Source organism: Anabaena sp. WFMT (assembly GCF_051781005.1).
Taxonomy (GTDB): domain Bacteria; phylum Cyanobacteriota; class Cyanobacteriia; order Cyanobacteriales; family Nostocaceae; genus Anabaena.
In genome coordinates this window covers 56,850-76,536 of sequence record NZ_JBPWOA010000022.1, presented here as the reverse complement: position 1 = coordinate 76,536, position 19,687 = coordinate 56,850, and the positions used below count along the sequence as shown (strand labels likewise).

The following is a 19,687-nucleotide window of genomic DNA, read 5'->3' as shown; positions in this document are numbered from 1 at the left end:
AAGCAATGACATTGCCGATATTAAAAGTTGAGGGATTAACTGTCTATCAAGGGAACTTTCTAGCTGTACGCGATGTTTCCTTTGAATTATTTTCAGGAACAGATACAGCTATAGTAGGACCAAACGGCGCGGGTAAGAGTACTTTGGTCAAAGCTATTTTAGATTTGATTCCCCGCAGTGCAGGAAAGATTGAAATCTTTGGTCGCCCAATTTCCAGGTTAGGAAGTTTACGTCATCTAGTGGGATATATGCCACAAAACTTTATTTTTGATCGTAGTTTTCCTATTTCTGTCAGTGAGTTAGTAGGACTAGGACTAGATGACAGGAAAAATTCCTTATTTGCAAATTTTTGGCAAAATCACCGAGAAAAAACGGCAGCAATAGCAGTAGCTTTACAGCGAACAGATATTTATCGTTTGAGAAATCAAGCTATTGGGACTCTGAGTGGTGGTCAACTGAAGCGAGTATTACTGGCTTATTGTTTGGTAACACCACGAAAATTGTTGGTACTTGATGAAGCTTTTGCTGGGGTAGATATGCAGGGTGCGGCTGATTTTTATGCTTTGCTAAATGAATTAAAACGGGAGGAGGGTTGGACTGTTTTACAGGTTTCCCATGATATTGATATGGTAAACCGTCATTGCGATCGCGTCCTTTGTCTTAACCAAACTCTTGTCTGTACTGGAAAACCAGAAATTGCTCTTTCACCGCAAAACCTTTTAGCAACCTATGGGCCAGGTTTTAGTCGTTACCAACACCATCACTAATTACAGCAGGAGTCAGGAGTCAGGAGTCGGAAGAGTTGTGAGTACCAAGTACCGTTAGCGGTAGCGGGGCGTTTAGCCCGTACCGAGTGCTTGACTCTCCTTCTTACTCATTACTCGTTACTCGTTACTCATCGCTCTGTACTGGCTTGGTGTCTAGGTTTCAATTTTGATTCTGTCCTCATTGATCTGCAATCTGCTGTATGTTGCTTTCCAGGGAGATGAAGGAGATGGGAAAATATTTATCATTCTCCCAATTACCAATTACCTAATCTTTTTCATCTAAATGTTCAGCTACAGCCTGATAAAGATGGAAAACATGACTATCATGGAGACGATAAAATACATTACGTCCTTGTTTGCGGTAACTAACCAAACGCATGACTCGTAAGTTTCTCAGTTGATGTGAAACAGCAGATTCACTCATTTCTAGTAATGCGGCTAAATCGCTCACACAAAATTCTTTATTAGCTAATAAAGAGAGAACCCGCAAGCGATTAGCATCTCCTAGAAAACTAAAAAATTCTGCCATGCGTTGAGCTTTTTCAGTACTCAGAATTTCATCTGGTAAGGCTTGAAGAATATTACTATCTAAGGTACTTTGCGAATTAGATTGAATCATGGGTTGGTGTCAAATCAATTTATTTATAGAAAAAATATAATTTTTAACTATTCATATAGTTATTATGAACTAGAATGGAATGTTTATTGATGAAATAAAAAATAATCTGTTTACGCCGCAGCGAAAAGAACCATAAAAGCGCAGATATGAATTTACTGACTGATGTTCAAAGCATCTTATTAGCTATTACTAATAGTGACGATTTGGTAAACTTATTAAAGTTTCCATTCATGCAACGTGCCATGATCGGTGCTGTATTAATGGGAATACTTGGCGGTTTACTAGGCAGTTTTGTCACTTTGCGCCAATTGTCATTTTTCAGTCATGCTGTGGGTCATGCGGCATTAGTAGGCGTGGCATTAGGTGTGTTATTAAATACAAATCCTACTTGGATGTTATTGCCGTTTACCTTAGTTTTTGGTGTAATTGTCCTCTACTTAATTGACAAAACAGATTTAGCTAGTGATAGCGTTCTTAGTATAGTCCTATCAGGGGCATTAGCTATCGGTGTCATCCTCACCAGCTTGATTAAAGGATATCGCGGTAACTTGATGGCTGTGCTGTTCGGCGATATTTTAGCGATTGATACCACAGATTTAATTTTGACACTGGTGGTACTTGTAGGTAGCAGTATTTTTTTATTATCAACATTGCGATCGCAAATTTTGTTAACCCTTAACCCCGATGTTGCCCAAGTGCAAGGTGTTCCTGTTCAATTATATCGTTATGGGTTTGTCGTTTTACTATCTTTAGCCGTCGCAGTGGCAATTAAAGCTGTTGGTGTTTTACTCGTGAATGCCTTTTTAGTGATTCCTGCTTCCACCGCTAAACTGATGAGTCACCATTTTAGTCGCTTTCTCATCCTGTCGGTGATTGTCGGTTCTAGCAGTAGCATTGTTGGAATTATGGTTTCTGGCGTGTTTAACCTGGCTTCTGGCCCCAGTATCGTTCTAGTTCAGTTCCTAGTGTTTGTTATAGTTTTCTCCTGGGTAAAGTTAGGGATAAAAGCAACCTAAAACTTTCTTCTGTAAGCCACTTGACAAATTCTTAATCCTTTGCTATTGTTAGTAATCGTGGCGAACATAAAAAAAGCCCGCGCCGGGATAGCTCAGTTGGTAGAGCAGAGGACTGAAAATCCTCGTGTCACGAGTTCAAGTCTCGTTCCTGGCATTCAGATAAAACAGCACATTTATTTGTTGGCGAGTTACAGCTATATCATGCAAAAGTTTATCTTAACTGTATGTGTCAGAAGCAAAAAACCTGTAGCTTTAATTCACTAACTCAAACGTAAATTACTGTTTATGGTGATTTTAACCCAAATTTATACTACATTTCGGTTAAATAACTTAATTATGTGCTGGTAGCTTTCCGTAGGCTCTATTACGAATAATTTTAATTGCTGCTGTTCAAGTCCCATTTATTTGTTTCAACAATGTGATGGGTGAAAAACCATTTACGGTAAGTCCAATGAATAGCCAGAAAAATCAAACTTACTAAGCTAAGAATCAGGATACTAAAAACTGTTCCGTAGGCGTGAGAATGCCATAAAAGCTGCTGTAGTTGCAATTTACTAAGTTCCCACAGACTGAATAAATTGACTTTTTGGGAATTTTGAAGATTGATTGGTGTGTTCTGCTGTGCGATCGCCATTTTTTAATCTACGGTAATTCGATAGAGTTTGCGATGTATGAATAAAGTATGGCATAGTTAGATTTAATAAGCAAGCTTGAATTTAAATTGCTGTTCCTATGTCACCCTTGTAGAGGGGGTTTTAGCGCCTCTTGGTTACAAGTCACGGTGAAAATGTCGAATCAAGTTTGGTTATCACAGTTACAACAACATCGAGCGATCGCAGTTATTCGCGCTCCTAAAATGGATTTGGGTGAAAAAATGGCTGCTTCTGTGGCTGCTGGGGGAATGCGGCTGATCGAAATTACCTGGAATAGCGATCGCGCTGCTGATTTAATTTCTCTACTCCGCGCCGAATTACCCGGCTGTATTATTGGTACAGGAACGCTGTTTAATGTCCAGCAGTTGCAAAATGCGATCGCATCTGGGGCGCAATTCCTCTTCAGTCCCCATACTGACCCAGAAATGATCAAAGCCGCAGTCGCTAAAGATGTACCAATTATTCCTGGCGCACTTACACCCACAGAAATTGTTACTGCTTGGAGCCAGGGCGCAAGTTGTGTCAAAGTATTCCCAGTGCAAGCAGTGGGAGGAACCAGCTATATTCAAAGTTTACAAGCACCACTTGGGCATATTCCCTTAATTCCTACCGGTGGTGTAACGTTAGAAAATGCTAAAGATTTCTTACAAGTTGGAGCAGTAGCTGTAGGCTTAAGTGGCGAATTATTCCCTAAAGAATGGGTATTAGAGGCAAATTGGAGTGCGATCGCTCTTCAAGCAAAAAAGCTCATACGGAGGTTAAATTAGTAGTTAAGTGACAGGTGATAGGAGAAAGTTTACCAATTACCAATTACCCGTTACCAATTACGAATTAGTGAAGAGGAGTGTGTTTACCATGAAAAACCTTATTTATCCTAACTGGGTGCGTCCTTTCAAAATGTTACTTGCCAGTACATTCGTATCGGCTAGTATTTTTACTCCCGTATCGGGTCAAGTTTGGGCTAATTCCCATAATAATAAAATTGCTACAGCTATTGAAACACTAAAACAATCTGATCAACGCTGGATTCAAATTGACCTCTCAAAGCAAAATTTAATTGCTTGGGAAGGTAGCAAACCCGTGTATGCAATCACCATTTCTTCCGGGAAACGATCTACACCCACTCGCATTGGGACTTTTAAAATTCAAACCAAGTTGAAAAAAACGCGGATGCAAGGTAGAGGGTATAACGTTCCCAATGTTCCCCATACTATGTATTATCAAGGCGGTTATGCTATTCACGGAGCATATTGGCACAACAGATTTGGTACACCCGTCAGTCATGGCTGTGTAAATCTTGCACCCAATCATGCTAAATGGGTATTTGAGTGGGCTGACGTGGGGACACCAGTCGTTATTAAGAAATAGAGGATTAGGGATTGGGAATGGTGATTGGTGATTCTCCTCCTACCCAGTCTCTAAATCACAGGAAATCAGAACAATTAAACAGTTCTTGGCGACCCAGGATAGGTAAAATGAAAGAAGGGGAGGAAACATTATTTAAAATCTCTGTTTCCTTGAATTTGGCGTAAATCCTGATAAATCCTGCACGAACTGATAACAGTAAATCTTAAAAGGTAATTGGATTATGCCAAGCTGGATTCGCAGTGCTTTAATACGTTCCTCTGGAACTTTTTGTACAGGTTTAGTGTTGATGTTGGTGACTTTGTTTTCTTGGTCTTCACCAACCAGTGACCCCAAAATGACAGCGGCTAATGCAACTACAGTAAATCAAAGCACTACTGTATCTAAAACTAAGCAAATATCCCTATCTCGCCGAATTGAAATTGATTTGTCTGAGCAACGATTACGGGCATGGGATGGTAAAACTCTAGTTTATTCATTCCGAATTTCTACTGGTAAACGCCGCACCCCTACACCAGTTGGTAGGTTTGAGATTAATTCTAAATATCGTGTTAATCGAATGCGTGGTAGAGGTTACGATATTCCTGATGTTCCTTACGCTATGTATTTTCATCAAGGCTATGCTATTCATGGTGCTTACTGGCATAACAATTTTGGAACTCCTGTGAGTCATGGTTGCGTTAACTTACCAGTTAGCCAAGCACGAAAATTATACAATTGGGCTTCTACAGGGACTGTGGTGGTTGTGCGTCGATAGATGAGACAAAATTAGGCTAAGAGTGACAAAGATTGTAGAGAAGTTCTCTGGAACATCTCTACAAAGGTTCTAGAAAATGCATACTTAAATTCGGTCGATGTTCATAGAATATATCTGCATTGACACTCTCAGGACTCAAGCTGCTGAGTCTTGCGCTTACCGAGTAGTTCTATAAATTTACTTGCTTTAAAAGAAAACGGTGGAGGACAAAATATATTTTCTGTCCTCTGCTTTTTTTCGGTAATAATAGCAAATATTACTTAAAGTAGAAAATCTAACGGTAGTGAATTAAAGTTAAATTATGAAAGCACCATTACCTGATGACGAAGCACAGAGAATAGAAGCACTTTTAGAGTATAAGATTTTAGACACCCCACCCGAACAGGCTTTTGACGAGATTACTCGTTTAGCTTCGTATATTTGTGGAACTCCTATTTCCTTAGTTAGCTTAATTGATCAAAATCGCCAATGGTTTAAATCTAAAGTCGGTTTGGATGCCTTAGAAACATCTCGTGATCTTGCATTTTGCGCTCATGCTATTCTTCAAAATGATGTCTTTATTATTCCTGATGCAACAGATGACAAAAGATTTGCAACTAACCCTTTAGTCGTAGATGATCCAAGTATTCGTTTTTATGCAGGTGTACCTTTAATAAATGCTCAGGGTCATGGACTGGGAACTCTCTGCGTAATTGATCGTGTACCACGAAACTTAACAAATGAACAAGTAGAAGCATTAAGAATTTTAGGTCGTCAAGTCATCCAACAACTAGAAATGCGACGCAATTTAGCTAGTTTGGTACTTGCCGGACAGGAACGCAAACAATCAAATAAAATACACATTCAATTTTTCAAAAGGGTTTCGGCAGGATTTGGATTGGCATCAGCAATTTTAGTGATAATTGCCGGAGTTTATTATCAAAATACAAAATTTTTTATTACAACTAGTAATCAAGTCACCAAAATTCAAGAGCAAATTAATAAACAAGAAAAATTTCTATCTTTAATGAAGGATGCTGAAACTGGAGGACGTGGTTATATTCTGACAGGAGATAAGTCTTATTTAGAACCATATCAAAAAGCAGTTAACAAGATTAATCAAGAAATTAAATCTCTGAAATCTTTAACAATAGATCAACCGAATCAACAGCAGAGAATTTTAATTCTTGAAGAGTTAACATCAGCAAAACTAGCATTAATCAAGCAGACTATCGACTTGCGACAAGAAAAAGGATTTGCAGCATCATTGCAAGTAATTCTGACAAATCAGGGCAAAAATCTCATGGATAATATCCGCGAGGTGATCGATGAGATGGAGAAAGAAGAAGAGGTACTGCTTAAACAAAAAACAGTAGCGGCAAAAAGCAGTTCAAAAAATACAATTTTGATAGTTGCGATCGCTCTCTGTTTGTGTTTTGTAGTTCTAGCTATAGTCTATTACCTAGTTTATCGAGAATTTATCAGACGAAAACAAACTGAAAACATCCTTAAACTAGAGCGTAATTTTATCTCAGCCGTCTTAGATACAGCCAGCGCTTTGGTGATAGTTCTCGATTTAGAGGGGCGAATTGTTCGTTTTAATCAAGCTTGTAAACAACTGAGCGGTTACTCATTTGATGAAATTAGAGGTAGGTATATCTGGGATATTTTCATACTTCCTGAAGAAATAGATACTATTAAATCATGTTTTCAAGATTTACAATTGCATCAAAGTTTTAAAGAATGCGAAAGTTACTGGATAACGAAAGATAAAAGCTTGCGATTGATTACATGGACTAATACTTCCCTCAAGGATATGGAAGGAAATATTGAATATGTGATTTGCACTGGTATTGATATTACAGAAAAGAAACGAGATCAAAAATATTTAGAGGCACAATATGCTGCCAGTAATGCTTTAGCACAAGCTATCACTATTAATGAAGCTATTAACCGCATATTACAGGGAATTTGTCAGAGTCTGGACTGGGATTGGGGTGAACTTTGGCTAATTGATCAGCAAGATAATGTTCTGCGATGCCTGGAAGTTTGGTATGGAGAAGTTCCTGAATTACAAGAATTTGAAGCCATAACTAGGGCAATCACTTTTAGTATAGGAGAGGGTTTACCTGGTCAAGCATGGGCAGATTTTCAACCCATATGGATGATTGATGTTACCAAAGAATCTAACTTTTTAAGAGGAATTACTGCCAAAAAAATAGGACTACACGCAGCTTTTGGGTTTCCGATCTGTAGTGAAAATAAGACTTTTGGTGTCATGAGTTTCTTTAATAAGAAAACTCACCAACCAGATCCAAATCTGCTGAAAACTATGATGTCTATTGGTAATCAGGTAGGACAGTTTATAGAGCGTAAACAGGCCGCAGAGGAGATCGAACGTCAAAACCAGCGATCGCTACTTTTAACCGATGTCACCCTGAAAATTCGCCATTCTTTACAAATCGACGAAATCCTGCAAACCAGTGTCACAGAGGTACAGAAGCTGCTGCAAGCTGATCGTGTACTGATTCTAGAGTTGCTGGCAGATGGCTCTTTAACTGCCAAGAAAGAAGCATTGATTCCCGGTATCCCTGTTGTCATAGGGGAAAATATTCTTGACCCTTGTTTTGCAGAACAGTACATCCAGAAATATCGTCAAGGATTGATTAGTATCATTAATGATATAGAGCAAGCCAACATCCAGCCTTGTCATATCCAACTATTACAAAGATTTCACATTAAAGCTAACCTTGTGATTCCCCTGTTCTGCAAAGAGCAACTTTGGGGTTTACTAATTGCTCACCAGTGTACCCAACCCCGTGATTGGAATACCTGGGAAATTGAACTTCTCAAGTCCTTATCTGACCAAATCGGTATTGCTTTAACTCAAGCCCAATTACTAGAAGCAGAAACCCAACAACGACAAGAACTCGAATTAGCACGGCATCAGGCCGAGTTAGCATCTCTTGCCAAAAGTGCTTTTTTGGCCAACATGAGCCATGAAATTCGTACCCCGATGAATGCCGTTTTGGGAATGACAGGCTTGTTGTTAGAAACTCCCCTCAATCGAGAGCAACAAGATTTTGTCGAAACAGTTCGCATTAGTGGAGATGCTCTCTTATCTCTAATTAACGAAATTTTGGATCTCTCTAAACTTGAAGCTGGGGAGATGGAACTAGAAAATCTAGATTTTGATTTATCCTCCTGTATAGAAGAAGTATTAGATTTGTTGGCTCCCCAAGCTCATCATAAAGGCTTGGAAATCGGGGCTTTAATTCGTCGTAAAGTTCCCATCCATCTCCAAGGAGATGCCAGCCGCTTGAGACAAATTTTAATGAATTTGATTGGTAATGCAATTAAATTCACCAGTGAGGGAGAGGTAGTAGTGCAAGTAGAACTGCTGTCAGAAACTTCGACTACAGCTACCATCAAATTTTCGATTACAGATACAGGTATCGGCATTACTTCTGAAGACCAACACAAGCTGTTTCAAGCATTTAGCCAAGTCGATGCTTCAATTACCCGTCAATATGGTGGCACAGGTTTGGGATTAGCTATTTGCAGGCAGTTAGTCAATTTGATGGGAGGAGAAATTGGAGTTACAAGTGAGATGGGGCAAGGATCTAAATTTTGTTTTGATCTATCTTTTAGCAAACAACTTCATTTTGCTTGCCCAGTTAAAGAGCCAGAAATTCTCACTAATAGACGCTTGTTAGTGGTAGATGATAATGCTACAAATCGCAAAATTGTTTACCATCAGGCTACTCGTTGGGGAATGCAAGTAGATGAAGCTGCTAATGCTCAAGTCGCTTTCCAGGCTTTACAAGCAGCAGCAGCAGAGGGTAAACCCTATGATATTGCTTTGATTGATATGCAAATGCCGACTGTAGATGGCTTGACTTTAGGGGTACAAATTAAAGCCAATGATGCGATCGCTCATGTTCCTTTAATTATGTTGACTTCTACCAATCAACGCGATGAAGTCCAAAAAGCTCTAAAAATAGGATTTGCTGGTTATCTAGTGAAACCAGTCAAGCCATCCCGTCTATTTGATACTATTATGAATATTTTGGTAGCAAAATCAGAGTTAGATGATCGTCAAATCAGCTTAACATCAGAAAAACTCTGTCTTGATCAGCAATTTTCACAGACTACTGGCTCTACTAAAGCAAACATACGAATACTGTTAGCAGAGGATAATTTAGTTAATCAAAAAGTCGCTCTCAAGCAACTTCAAAATCTGGGTTATATGGCTGATATTGTCAGCAATGGTGAAGAAGTTTTACACCTATTAGAAACAGTCCCTTATGATTTGATTCTGATGGATTGTCAAATGCCAGTTCTCGATGGCTTACAAACAACAAGAGCAATTCGTAATTGGCCAGATAGTCATTTTCTCCGTCGTCGTCAACCTGTGATTATTGCCATGACTGCTAATGCTATGAAAGAAGACGAACAAAACTGTCTCAATGCAGGAATGAATGGTTATCTAAGTAAGCCTGTAGTCAAAGAAAAATTAGCAGATATATTAAATTACTGGAGTGGCAGCATACTCACTACAGATGAAGTTAGTATTTGTGATCAAACAGTTACTGACAAAAAGAGTGATTTGTTAAACTTAGCTATTGACTGGGAATATTTACATCAATTGTCTGACAGTAACACGGAATTTGAATTCGAGTTATTACAATTATTTGTAGAAGATAGTTTATTTCATTTAAAAATAATCAAAACAGCAATCTCATCCTATGACTTCCAGCAAATTGGCAAGGAAGCTCATCATCTCAAAGGATCTAGTGCCAATATAGGAGCGAAAACTATTCAGATCGCCGCTGAAAAAATAGAACAACTAAGCCGCGAACAAGAATGTAGGGGTACAGATAAATTAGTTGGGGAAATCAAAGATTTTATCCAGCAGATTCAAGTTTTTTTAAGCAATAATCTCAATACTTAATTCTCAGGGTTGAAGAGTATGTAACAACGAGGTAGATTACTTCCATATAGCGGTATTAATAATTACGAATTACAGCAGTTTGTGTAGTTAGGAGGTACAACATCTAAATTCAAACCTATACACCAAGGCAGTTTTACTCCTGACTCCTGACTCCTGACTCCTGCTGTATTTTAATATAACTTACTCATAAATAAACAATAACGATTATCTAGAGTTTTTTCATAACTTAATTTATCGGCGATTGCGGACATAATTTTTAAACCACGGCCTCGCTCTTGATAATTATCTTCTAATTCATCAATTTCTTGCAATGCTTGTTCTAAATCAAATGCTTCACCTAAAGACCAAATGCGAATTTCTATAGCTTCATCCAAACGGATAGCTTCTAGCTCAATAGGAGTTTCTATAGGTAAGTGTTTGTGTGAATGTTCTGCAATGTTAGTAAATCCTTCCAAAAGCAGTGTTTGACATTGCCACCAGATTTTTTTATCCTCCATCGGAGGTTGATTTATTTCCTCAAACCATGATAAAACTTGAGGTGAAGTAGTTAAATCAGAGTTAACTATCAGACAAATTTTGTGATTCACTTGAATTAACCTCAGAATATTGTTGGTTGCATTAAACTCACCAAAAAATGTTATTTTAAAATTGAAACTTTTATTTTTAGGAAAATTAATTTACTTGCTAGACAACTTCATATAGTCTAGTTGTATTAAGTCAAATCAAGCCAATACCAATAAAATAATACGGTTAATTCAACGACTTGGCAATACACCCGAAATAACTAAAAATCTATGTTTAAAATTCTAATTATTGATGATGATCCTATAGTTCGAGCAGTACTCAAAAGAACGCTCCAAAACCAAGGTTATGATATCACCGTTGCCAGCAATGGTGAAGAAGGAATCGCACAAGCAAAGCATTTGCTGCCGGCTTTAGTTATCTGTGACTGGGTGATGTCTCAGGTAGATGGATTAGAAGTATGTCGTCGCATTAAAGCAGATCCAGAGTTAACAACTACCTTTTTTATATTACTGACTTCTAAGGGAGCCGCACCGGGAGAAGAAAAAGAGCGAGTTGAGGGATTAGATGCAGGTGCAGATGAGTTTGTTTCCAAGCCGATTGAGATGAATGAATTAAAAGCACGGGTGCGAGCAGGGCTAAGATTACACCAACTACATCAGGATTTACAGGCTCAAACGCAAGCATTAGTCAAACTAAACCAAAATTTGCACACCCAAAAGCGAATTTTAGAAGCAGAATTGGCGGAAGCAGCTGATTATGTGCGATCGCTATTACCATCCCCTCTAATCGGTACAGTCAACATTGACTCACTGTTTATCCCCTCAGCACAGCTAGGAGGTGATTGCTTCGATTATTACTGGTTAGATGATGATCATTTAGCAATTTATTTATTAGATGTCTCCGGACATGGGGTGGGTTCAGCCTTATTATCTGTATCTGTACTCAATATTTTGCGATCGCAGTCCCTCCTCAATACTAACTTTTACAAACCCCAAGAAGTTCTCAAGGGACTCAATTCTGCTTTTCAAATGACTCAGCACGGCGATAAATACTTTACAATCTGGTACGGTGTTTATCATTGTTCAACACGTCAACTCATTTATGCCAATGCAGGACACCCACCAGCCATAATATTTTCCCATCCAGATACAACCAATATTAATGTGCAGAAACTAGCTTCTTTAGATATGCCAATTGGCTTTTTACCTGATATCCACTTCAATGAAGTTGCTGTAGAAATAGCAGAAAATAGCCTGTTGTATCTATTTAGTGATGGTGCTTATGAAATTCAGCAACCCGATGAGAAGATTTGGGGATTTCCGGCATTTTTGGACTTATTGATTAAGTCTAGTCAGACTAACAACTGTAATCTCAATCAGATTTTAGAGCAGATTCTCATCTTAAGTCATAATCCTCATTTAGGTGATGACTTATCTTTGCTGAGAGTTAATTTCACTTAAGTGATTTGAATAAAAAAATCCACCCTAATTAATAGCTTGTCTTTGTTCTAAAATCTGGCTATTGAACTCATGTCTATCAGTAAAACTTGGTAAAATTCTATCCATTTTAGTCAGTTCAAATACTATTCTCACTTGATCGTTAACAGAACAAATAAAGAGGTCAGTATTAGCTTTTTTCAGGATTTGTTTAGCCGATACTAAAGCGCCCAAACCAGAACTATCAATAAAGTTTACATCTTTAAGATCAATTAAAACAATATCCGCTCCCGTAGTAGCAATATCACTTACTTCACGACGCAGATCATTACCTCTAATAGCGTCTAGTATTCCTGAAGGTTCTAGGACTTTAAGATTCAGGCTCATAAGTTTAGCTTTATATTATTGTTGTCTCTCACAATACACTATTATTGTCACATCATTTATTGTCAACTGCAAGCGACGTGAAAGCAAATGGATATTGTTGACTACACTGACGTATCTTTTGCTGGTTTCCAGAAAGCAGCGTGGATAATAGCCCAGAGAAGGAACAAATTATAGATAGACCAACCACCATTAAGTAAGTGAACCCACGGATCAGTTAAACTACCTATAGAAAAGCGGTAGAGACTCCATAGTATTCCTAATATAGTCAGAGAGAAGATTAGCAATTGAGGCCAAATTAGCTGGAGATAAATTCCTGATTGTCGCTGCTTGGGTGTAACTTGGAATTTAATTGATCTTCCCGTAAACACACTCCATACTGCTTGTATGAGCAAAGGAAATAAAGCAATTGCATATTGTTCTGAGCGCCATATCTCCCTAGCCGGAATTCCCCAACTAGCAACCATAAAAGTGAGCCGATTAATAATAAAAGCCGGGAAAAAATGTAAAGCAAAATCTGCACCGTAGGTTTTAACTGGAATAATTCCCGTAAAAAAGTAGAGAATCGGACAACAAATGAAAAGCAGAGTAGCAAAACCAGAAAAATAGCTATACATGGTCTGAAAATATTGTAACCTCTGCCAAAATGTCAGCCCTGGTTTTGTTAATGGATTTTCTCGCACCAGGACTTGAATAGTACCTTGGGCCCAACGAAGTCGCTGTTTGAGAGTAGAACTTAAATCATCAGGTGCTAAACCTTCTGCCAAAAGTTCATTGTGATAGACAGATTTCCAACCAGCACCATGTAACCGCATAGCTGTATTCATATCTTCAGTAATACTATTGCTAGAAACACCCCCAACTAATTCAAATTCATCTAGACGTTTTTCATCTTTACTAAACTCATCACCAAAATATTGTAGTCCGACATTAATTAAAGCCTCTCGTCTGAGAATAGCATTTGTTCCTGTATAGAAAGCGGCATCCATACCATCTTTACCTTGTTGCAGCGGTCCATAAAATAGACTGGCTTTATGTCCAAAAGGATCACCCCCCGGAATATTATAAAAGTCCTGTGGTGTCTGCACAAAAGCAATTTGGTTAGGTTCGTATTTTCCTGTAAAAAGATTATATTTATAAAAATAAGGTAACACCCGTTTTAAAAATTGTGGCTTGGGAATATGATCTGCATCTAAGGTAAGAATAAACTCCCCCGTAGTTTCTCCAGAAAAGATTGCATAATTCAAATTTCCTGCTTTTGCATGATGGGGTACACCTGGTTGTTTAGGACGTGCAATATAACGGAAACGAGGCAATTCTACAAGTTCTAATTCTTTTTGAGCAATAGCTTTTTCTAATAATTTACATTCATAAATTATGCGTTCTTGTAAATTATCTTGAGGATAATTACTAATATTTTTATCTCCAGGCTTTAACCACAGAATAAATTGTCGTAAACTTTGCAAAAATATGGTAGTGCTATCTTCAGCAGTATTATTATTTTCCGGTGATGTATTTTGCAGCCATTTTTCAGCAGCTTCTAAATTAGGTGTTAATTTATTTACCTCTTCCCAGCGTTCTATTAATGTAGAAAGTTCCACATCAATCCGATTAGCTTCCTGTTGTAATAAAGGTGATTGTAAATCTTCTATACACAGTCTTTCTGACATAGCTCGCATTTCGGATGAATTACCATCATCCAAGATATAAACACGTAACTTAGTCGGGGGATAATCTATAGCTAGAGCCGCTCTAGCCGTTTGTTCGACAATCTCGGTTGGTTCGTTACAGCAAGCTATAAATACATCTAGAGTTGGCCAATCAGCCTTTGGTAGAGATGGCTTCATCAGATCAAGAGACTTAATCTGTCGGACTAGAGGCCGCCAAAGTCCAACCACAAACATTACTCCCCCAAAATAGCTGTAAGTTTCTGCTATTAGCAAAGGAACAGAAATCCATAGAGCATCAAAATTAATAGAATGGGTCATCCGCCATTGCAAATACCAAGCGCCTAAAATGAGGTTAATTTCTGCTAGGTAGCGAAAAAGCAGCGTTCTTTTTTTCAGTGTTGAACGGCTATTACCAAAAAAATTGGAGGAATCATTAGTCAATGATACTGAATTCATTTTGCCACCAAAAATAAAAAATTAAATTTAAATTAATCAATTAGTGATTGCGTTTCTAAAGTCCGCAGCAGGGTATCCATGCGCTATTTAAATAAATCATTTGGCAATAAATCTAATTGTCTAGCAGCATGAATCCCTAATAAAGCACTACCTTGATGTCATTTTAGGCAAAGCTTACCTTTTACTAAGTAAAGTTTCTTAGTAAATGTTTATAATTTTATCATGTATAAATTTTAAACTCTATCAATTTGTAATCTATGGTATGATTCAATTTCTGTCAATAGTTTTCATTCTCTATATAACTCTTCAACGTATAAGGTATTTTTGATGTACATAAGTGTAAAGGTATAGAGTTTCACACTAGGAATTAGTCTAAAGTCCAGTTAATAAGTAGCTAATCGCAGTATCTATTTAAATAAATTTGTATAAAAGGTGCAATTTTATGGTTACTAAGTGCAAAATGGGTACTTTAAATATATACCTCTTTATGTACTAACAAATTTATGTATGATTTTCTAGAGACAGATCAACTTCCTTGGTTAATAGTTAGCGAAAACTTAGTCATTTCTTGCTGTTATTTGATCATTGCTAGTGTAATCGCTTACGGAGTTTGGCGTAATCGGCTGCTTGGAGTTGACTCACTTGTGGTTACAGTGGCTATGATTTTCTTGAGTTGCTCTTTTGGTCACGGCTTGCATGGATTGAAAATGCTGGGGTTGATTCATTCACTCCTCTGGCAAACAGTAGCAGACTTGATCACAGTTGTTATTGCTGTAAGATTTCTCACTTTTTACAAAAGTTTTGATTTACTAGCTTGTTTCAGTCAGATATTCGCATCAAAGATGGAACTGGAGAGCAAAAACAAACTTTTGGAACAAGCTATGGCAGAACTTAAGCAGACGCACACTCAGTTAATTCAAAAAGAAAAAATGTCGAGTTTGGGACAATTAGTTGCAGGTGTTGCACATGAAATCAATAACCCAGTTAACTTTATTCATGGTAATTTGACTCATGTCCAAGAATATGCAGAGGGTCTGTTGAGCATTGTGAAAGCTTACCAAGCTCAATTTCCTATTCCACAATTGCAAATTCAAACGCTAATCAAAGAAGTTGATTTAGAATTTCTCCAAGAAGATTTGCCAAAAGTCTTAGCCTCCATGAAATTAGGAAGTGAGCGCATACGGCAAATTGTTCTGTTACTGCGAAATTTCTCACGCTTAGATGAAGCTGAACTTAAAACGGTAAATATTCATGAAGGAATTGATAGTACACTCATGATTTTGCAACACCGTCTCAAAGCAAAACCAGAGCGTCCAGAAATTATGGTTGTAAAAGATTATCATAATTTACCCGATGTCGAGTGTTATCCTGGTTCACTCAATCAAGTAATTATGAATATTCTTACAAATGCAATAGATGCACTGGAAGACAGCATTACCAAAAAATCATATCAAGAGATTCAAGATAATCCTGCTCAAATTACAATTCGGACTTCTCTAATAGCAGAACAATGGGTAGTGATTACAATACAAGATAATGGAATTGGTATTCCTGAACATCTTCAGCAGCAAATTTTTGAGCCATTTTTTACTACAAAATCCATAGGAAAAGGAACAGGAATTGGTATGTCGATTAGCTATCAGATTATTGTCGAAAGGCATCATGGAAAATTGGTTTGTTTTTCAAATATAGGTAAAGAAACAGAATTTATAATTCAAATTCCATTGAAACAAGAAAACAAGACATACAGCAGAATTCAGGAGTCAGACTAGCTTGGTGTCTAGGTTTCAATTTTGATTCTGTACCGTATGGCTGACGCGGTAGTTGAGCGTTCACATAGTGTGTCGAAGACAAGTTGAAACTCACGGCGAAGCCTCATTAATCTGCAATCTGCTGTATATGGAATCAAACAATGTTGGATAAAACTTTGCTGTTCAGCTTTACAGATTTTTGGATAATTTTTTATATTTATTTATCTAAAAGCAATGTGCGTATCCAAAATTTGTGTTTAAATAGTTACAGGTTTTATAAAAAAATCCATTTATCAAAATCATTCTTTTATAAAGTGTTACCATCACTGAACATACTCCGACGGTTAGTATATCCACTATTGCCATTTTATATAATCGGTAACTTTGTAATTTACAGCGTATCCGCAGATGCTAATCAACCAGATGATGACTCGCACTCATCTTCACAGTTGCAAGAACCGATGAATGCGGTCAAAAATTTAGCAAATTTACGCCAAAATAACGTAAATATCACAAAAACTGAGTATTCTGTCTTTCCCGAATTGGATCAGAACTCGAATCTAGTCCCAGAATTGACGGCAGAAATTACAAGTGTTGCAACTCTAGAAAATTTAAACACATTTGCTGACAGCAAAGTCTTTTCCCACGAATTAAAGTCACGAAGAGGAAAAGGGGCAGGGGGCAGGGGGCAAGGGGGAAGACCGGGACGGAGCTTGGACTCTGCCCCGTATAAGCGTCCTAGAAGGACGGGGCTTGTTCCCCCCGTTCCCTGCTCCCTTTCCCCCTGCTTCTTCCGGTCAACACCAATATTAATTGCTGCACCCGAAAACTTTAATCCTGCGCTACGGGAAGTTTCACCACCAACATTACCACCACAACCCATATCTCCACCAACAGCCACTACACCTGTACAACCAGCTTTAGTTTTGGAAAATATCCAAACAGGTTTTCGTAGTGAGCTAAATAATTCTGAGCAGCAGAATCAAATTATTGAACCAGTATTTCAATTTCGGTTGCTCAATGGACAAAAAATTAGGTTCAAAACTGGATTTAATACTTTTAATCAACCTGGATTTGAGTCTATTACCAATATTCCATTTCAGTTGGGATGGGAAGGAAAAACAGGTAAATATACTATACAGGCAAATGCAGGAATTGACGTATTTAATCGGTTGCCAACTGCTTTTAATTTCAATGCTCAGATAGATAGACCAATTTTTGTGAACTTCACACCGAATAATCAATTAAAGTCAGGTTTATTTTTATCAGCAGTAGTTGAACAAAGTCCTTATAAGTTTAATGCTAAAACATTAGATAATCAAATTACTACTTTCCGCTCTGGTTTAAATGTCTATTGGCAAATTGACCCTAATACTAGCTTTTTTTCACAGTATCGTGTTGGCTTATATAATGATGATAACTTTGAACAGCAGTCTTTTAGTAGAATAGAACATAAATGGGGGCAATTTTGGTCGGCTGCTAATTTATTTACTTGGAAATATGCAAATGATCGTCAAGAGATTAGTGGATATTTTTCTCCTCAAGATTTCTTGGTTTATAACGGTGAAATTGGGTGGGGAGGAAATATTTTTGATTTTATCAATTGTCGAGTAAGTACTACTTTAGGACAACAGCTACTTAATGGAAAAACTACTGGAGGTAATAGCTCTCAAACTCGTTGTACGGCTAAAATATCACCAAATATAGATTTTGATTTTGGTTATAGTTTCAGCAATGTCCGTAATCTAGATACTGGCAATAGTCCTTACAATAATCAGGTTTTCACAGGTCAATTACAGATTAAATTTTAAACTATGAGATACTGGGTTGGCTGAGTGAAAAATTCTGTAAAAAAGTTGTTTAAAAAATTAAACAGAGACTGGAAATAATGAAGTCTGATTTTGAACCACCACCAAAAAAGTTTTCGATTCTAGCTTCTGTGGGAGGAGTAGTGACAGCTATAGTAGCGATCGCAGGACTGAATTATTTATCTGCGTATCTCAACAAAAATGCTGTTGCTGAAAAAACTGAAGGATTACAACCCGTACCTAATTCCCCGGCTCAATTAGCTGAAAAAGTGGCTAAACTTGATACCCAATCTCTGGTTTTACCAGGTCAACCAATTAGCCTGAGCGAACTGAAAACTACTAAAATTCCCTATATTGCTCCTGGAGTCGGGAAATTAACGCCACAGGAAATGGCGATCGCACGTCAAGCTTGGTCATACTTCCAACGCAACTGGAACGACAAAACAGGTTTGGTCAATTCCGTGGATGGATTTGCATCTGTAACCATGTGGGATCAAGCGGCAGCGATCGCAGCTTTGGTCAGCGCTAGAGAACTAAATATCGTCTCTGCATCAGAGTTTGACGGCAAAATGAGTCAAACCTTAAAAACTCTCGCAACCATACCTTTATACAAAGGAGAACTACCCAATAAAGTCTATAATTCTCAAACCCTCATTCCCGTAAATTATGGTCAATTAGATAAAAAAGAAGAAATAGGTTGGTCAGCCATAGATTTAGGCAGAATGGCCATATGGTTAAAAATTATTGGCGCTAAATATCCACAAATGCGATCGCAGACAGAAGCCGTCTGGAAGCATTGGCAAGTCAACCGTCTCACCAAAAACGGTCAAATGTTCGGTACTAGCGTCGTCAACGGTAAAGAACAATATAACCAAGAAGGACGTTTAGGCTATGAAAATTATGCTGCCTATGGTCTACAGTTGTGGGGTTTGAATGTGAATAAAGCCCTGGAATATACCGCTAATACTGCCTTTGTCAATCTTTATGGACAGGGAATACCCTACGACAAACGTGATGCTAAAAATTCGGGAGCTAATAACTACGTTCTCAGTGAGCCTTATATCCTAGATGGTATCGAAACTGGTTTTCAAGCTTTACCCAAAGCCTATGCAGACAGAGTTTTAGCTGCTCAAGAAGCTCGTTATCTGGCAACTAAGCAATTAACTGCCGTCACCGAAGACAATTTAGATCGTCCTCCTTACTTCGTTTATGGAACCTTGTTTGTTAACGGACAAGCCTGGGCTACTATTACAGATACCCAACAAAAATATAACAATTTACGTTTTCTCAGTGCCAAAGCAGCTATAGGCTGGTATACACTTTACGATACAGCTTACACTCGCCAGTTATTTGATTTTGTGCAAACAAATCTTAAGTCTGAAAAGGGTTGGTACAATGGCTTTTATGAATCTTTAGGTCAGCCAAATAAAGCCCTCACTGCCAACAATAACGGTGTAATTCTAGAAAGTCTACTGTATAAACAAGTTGGTAAACCCCTAACAGTTTGGGCAGGGTTATATAGCGATCCGAAATAAGATGTGAACACC

The 19,687-nt window shown here is 37.9% G+C and carries 15 protein-coding genes and 1 tRNA gene; 11 read left to right on the top strand and 5 right to left on the bottom strand.

The window, feature by feature from the left end:
* Positions 1-5: 5 nt before the first annotated feature.
* Positions 6-767 (top strand): metal ABC transporter ATP-binding protein, encoded by a 762-nt coding sequence (locus ACSQ6I_RS14230; RefSeq protein ID WP_438891050.1) that lies wholly within the window; start codon positions 6-8, stop codon positions 765-767.
* Between the two features lie 265 nt (positions 768-1,032).
* Here the strand turns inward: ACSQ6I_RS14230 and ACSQ6I_RS14225 are convergent, their stop codons facing one another.
* Positions 1,033-1,296, bottom strand: a complete 264-nt coding sequence (locus ACSQ6I_RS14225) for an ArsR/SmtB family transcription factor (protein WP_438891049.1) — start codon at positions 1,294-1,296, stop codon at positions 1,033-1,035.
* Between the two features lie 236 nt (positions 1,297-1,532).
* On the opposite strand from ACSQ6I_RS14225, the gene ACSQ6I_RS14220 reads away from it, so the two are divergent.
* Both ACSQ6I_RS14220 and ACSQ6I_RS14215 read left to right on the top strand, forming a co-directional pair.
* Positions 1,533-2,402, top strand: coding sequence for a metal ABC transporter permease (locus ACSQ6I_RS14220; protein WP_438890969.1), 870 nt, complete (start codon positions 1,533-1,535; stop codon positions 2,400-2,402).
* An 81-nt stretch (positions 2,403-2,483) separates the two neighbouring features.
* Positions 2,484-2,556, top strand: a tRNA-Phe gene (locus tag ACSQ6I_RS14215).
* A gap of 222 nt (positions 2,557-2,778) precedes the next feature.
* Here the strand turns inward: ACSQ6I_RS14215 and ACSQ6I_RS14210 are convergent.
* Entirely contained in the window at positions 2,779-3,036 is a 258-nt protein-coding gene (locus ACSQ6I_RS14210; protein ID WP_438890968.1) for a hypothetical protein, read from the bottom strand.
* Between the two features lie 153 nt (positions 3,037-3,189).
* Between ACSQ6I_RS14210 and ACSQ6I_RS14205 the strand changes: the two genes are divergently transcribed.
* The 4 genes from ACSQ6I_RS14205 to ACSQ6I_RS14190 all read left to right on the top strand — a co-directional run bounded on the left by ACSQ6I_RS14205 (position 3,190) and on the right by ACSQ6I_RS14190 (position 10,110).
* Positions 3,190-3,822 carry a bifunctional 4-hydroxy-2-oxoglutarate aldolase/2-dehydro-3-deoxy-phosphogluconate aldolase gene (locus ACSQ6I_RS14205; protein WP_438890967.1) on the top strand — a complete coding sequence of 211 codons (633 nt, stop codon included), beginning with the start codon at positions 3,190-3,192 and terminating at the stop codon, positions 3,820-3,822.
* Between the two features lie 88 nt (positions 3,823-3,910).
* Positions 3,911-4,423 carry a L,D-transpeptidase gene (locus ACSQ6I_RS14200; RefSeq protein ID WP_438890966.1) on the top strand — a complete coding sequence of 171 codons (513 nt, stop codon included), beginning with the start codon at positions 3,911-3,913 and terminating at the stop codon, positions 4,421-4,423.
* Between the two features lie 220 nt (positions 4,424-4,643).
* The gene (locus ACSQ6I_RS14195) at positions 4,644-5,177 is read left to right on the top strand and encodes a L,D-transpeptidase (protein ID WP_438890965.1); all 534 of its coding nucleotides are present in this window, start codon (positions 4,644-4,646) and stop codon (positions 5,175-5,177) included.
* A 301-nt stretch (positions 5,178-5,478) separates the two neighbouring features.
* Positions 5,479-10,110, top strand: a complete 4,632-nt coding sequence (locus tag ACSQ6I_RS14190) for a GAF domain-containing protein (RefSeq protein WP_438890964.1) — start codon at positions 5,479-5,481, stop codon at positions 10,108-10,110.
* Positions 10,111-10,280: 170 nt separating this feature from the next.
* On the opposite strand, the gene ACSQ6I_RS14185 is transcribed toward ACSQ6I_RS14190, so the two are convergent.
* On the bottom strand, positions 10,281-10,697 hold the full coding sequence (locus ACSQ6I_RS14185) for an ATP-binding protein (protein ID WP_438890963.1): 417 nt from the start codon (positions 10,695-10,697) through the stop codon (positions 10,281-10,283).
* Positions 10,698-10,904: 207 nt separating this feature from the next.
* Between ACSQ6I_RS14185 and ACSQ6I_RS14180 the strand changes: the two genes are divergently transcribed.
* On the top strand, positions 10,905-12,095 hold the full coding sequence (locus tag ACSQ6I_RS14180; RefSeq protein ID WP_438890962.1) for a PP2C family protein-serine/threonine phosphatase: 1,191 nt from the start codon (positions 10,905-10,907) through the stop codon (positions 12,093-12,095).
* A gap of 24 nt (positions 12,096-12,119) precedes the next feature.
* Here ACSQ6I_RS14180 and ACSQ6I_RS14175 read toward each other — a convergent pair whose 3' ends face one another.
* Positions 12,120-12,458 (bottom strand): STAS domain-containing protein, encoded by a 339-nt coding sequence (locus tag ACSQ6I_RS14175; protein WP_438890961.1) that lies wholly within the window; start codon positions 12,456-12,458, stop codon positions 12,120-12,122.
* A gap of 101 nt (positions 12,459-12,559) precedes the next feature.
* Positions 12,560-14,581, bottom strand: a complete 2,022-nt coding sequence (locus ACSQ6I_RS14170; RefSeq protein ID WP_438890960.1) for a glycosyltransferase — start codon at positions 14,579-14,581, stop codon at positions 12,560-12,562.
* Between the two features lie 503 nt (positions 14,582-15,084).
* Between ACSQ6I_RS14170 and ACSQ6I_RS14165 the strand changes: the two genes are divergently transcribed.
* The 3 genes from ACSQ6I_RS14165 to ACSQ6I_RS14155 all read left to right on the top strand — a co-directional run bounded on the left by ACSQ6I_RS14165 (position 15,085) and on the right by ACSQ6I_RS14155 (position 19,675).
* A complete protein-coding gene (locus ACSQ6I_RS14165) occupies positions 15,085-16,353 on the top strand; it encodes a sensor histidine kinase (protein WP_438890959.1) in 1,269 nt (422 codons plus the stop codon).
* Between the two features lie 338 nt (positions 16,354-16,691).
* Complete coding sequence (locus tag ACSQ6I_RS14160; protein WP_438890958.1) at positions 16,692-18,143, top strand: hypothetical protein; 1,452 nt, start codon at positions 16,692-16,694, stop codon at positions 18,141-18,143.
* Positions 18,144-18,220: 77 nt separating this feature from the next.
* Positions 18,221-19,675: a DUF3131 domain-containing protein gene (locus ACSQ6I_RS14155; protein WP_438890957.1), complete on the top strand. Its 1,455-nt coding sequence runs from the start codon at positions 18,221-18,223 to the stop codon at positions 19,673-19,675.
* The last annotated feature ends 12 nt before the right edge of the window (positions 19,676-19,687 follow it).

What these genes read in the sequence shown, in the direction of transcription:
- ACSQ6I_RS14230 (WP_438891050.1), top strand. Translation starts at nt 6, where the DNA reads ATGACATTGCCGATATTAAAAGTTGAGGGATTAACTGTCTATCAAGGG.
- ACSQ6I_RS14225 (WP_438891049.1), bottom strand. Translation starts at nt 1,296, where the DNA reads ATGGCAGAATTTTTTAGTTTTCTAGGAGATGCTAATCGCTTGCGGGTT.
- ACSQ6I_RS14220 (WP_438890969.1), top strand. Translation starts at nt 1,533, where the DNA reads ATGAATTTACTGACTGATGTTCAAAGCATCTTATTAGCTATTACTAAT.
- ACSQ6I_RS14210 (WP_438890968.1), bottom strand. Translation starts at nt 3,036, where the DNA reads ATGGCGATCGCACAGCAGAACACACCAATCAATCTTCAAAATTCCCAA.
- ACSQ6I_RS14205 (WP_438890967.1), top strand. Translation starts at nt 3,190, where the DNA reads ATGTCGAATCAAGTTTGGTTATCACAGTTACAACAACATCGAGCGATC.
- ACSQ6I_RS14200 (WP_438890966.1), top strand. Translation starts at nt 3,911, where the DNA reads ATGAAAAACCTTATTTATCCTAACTGGGTGCGTCCTTTCAAAATGTTA.
- ACSQ6I_RS14195 (WP_438890965.1), top strand. Translation starts at nt 4,644, where the DNA reads ATGCCAAGCTGGATTCGCAGTGCTTTAATACGTTCCTCTGGAACTTTT.
- ACSQ6I_RS14190 (WP_438890964.1), top strand. Translation starts at nt 5,479, where the DNA reads ATGAAAGCACCATTACCTGATGACGAAGCACAGAGAATAGAAGCACTT.
- ACSQ6I_RS14180 (WP_438890962.1), top strand. Translation starts at nt 10,905, where the DNA reads ATGTTTAAAATTCTAATTATTGATGATGATCCTATAGTTCGAGCAGTA.
- ACSQ6I_RS14175 (WP_438890961.1), bottom strand. Translation starts at nt 12,458, where the DNA reads ATGAGCCTGAATCTTAAAGTCCTAGAACCTTCAGGAATACTAGACGCT.
- ACSQ6I_RS14170 (WP_438890960.1), bottom strand. Translation starts at nt 14,581, where the DNA reads ATGAATTCAGTATCATTGACTAATGATTCCTCCAATTTTTTTGGTAAT.
- ACSQ6I_RS14165 (WP_438890959.1), top strand. Translation starts at nt 15,085, where the DNA reads ATGTATGATTTTCTAGAGACAGATCAACTTCCTTGGTTAATAGTTAGC.
- ACSQ6I_RS14155 (WP_438890957.1), top strand. Translation starts at nt 18,221, where the DNA reads ATGAAGTCTGATTTTGAACCACCACCAAAAAAGTTTTCGATTCTAGCT.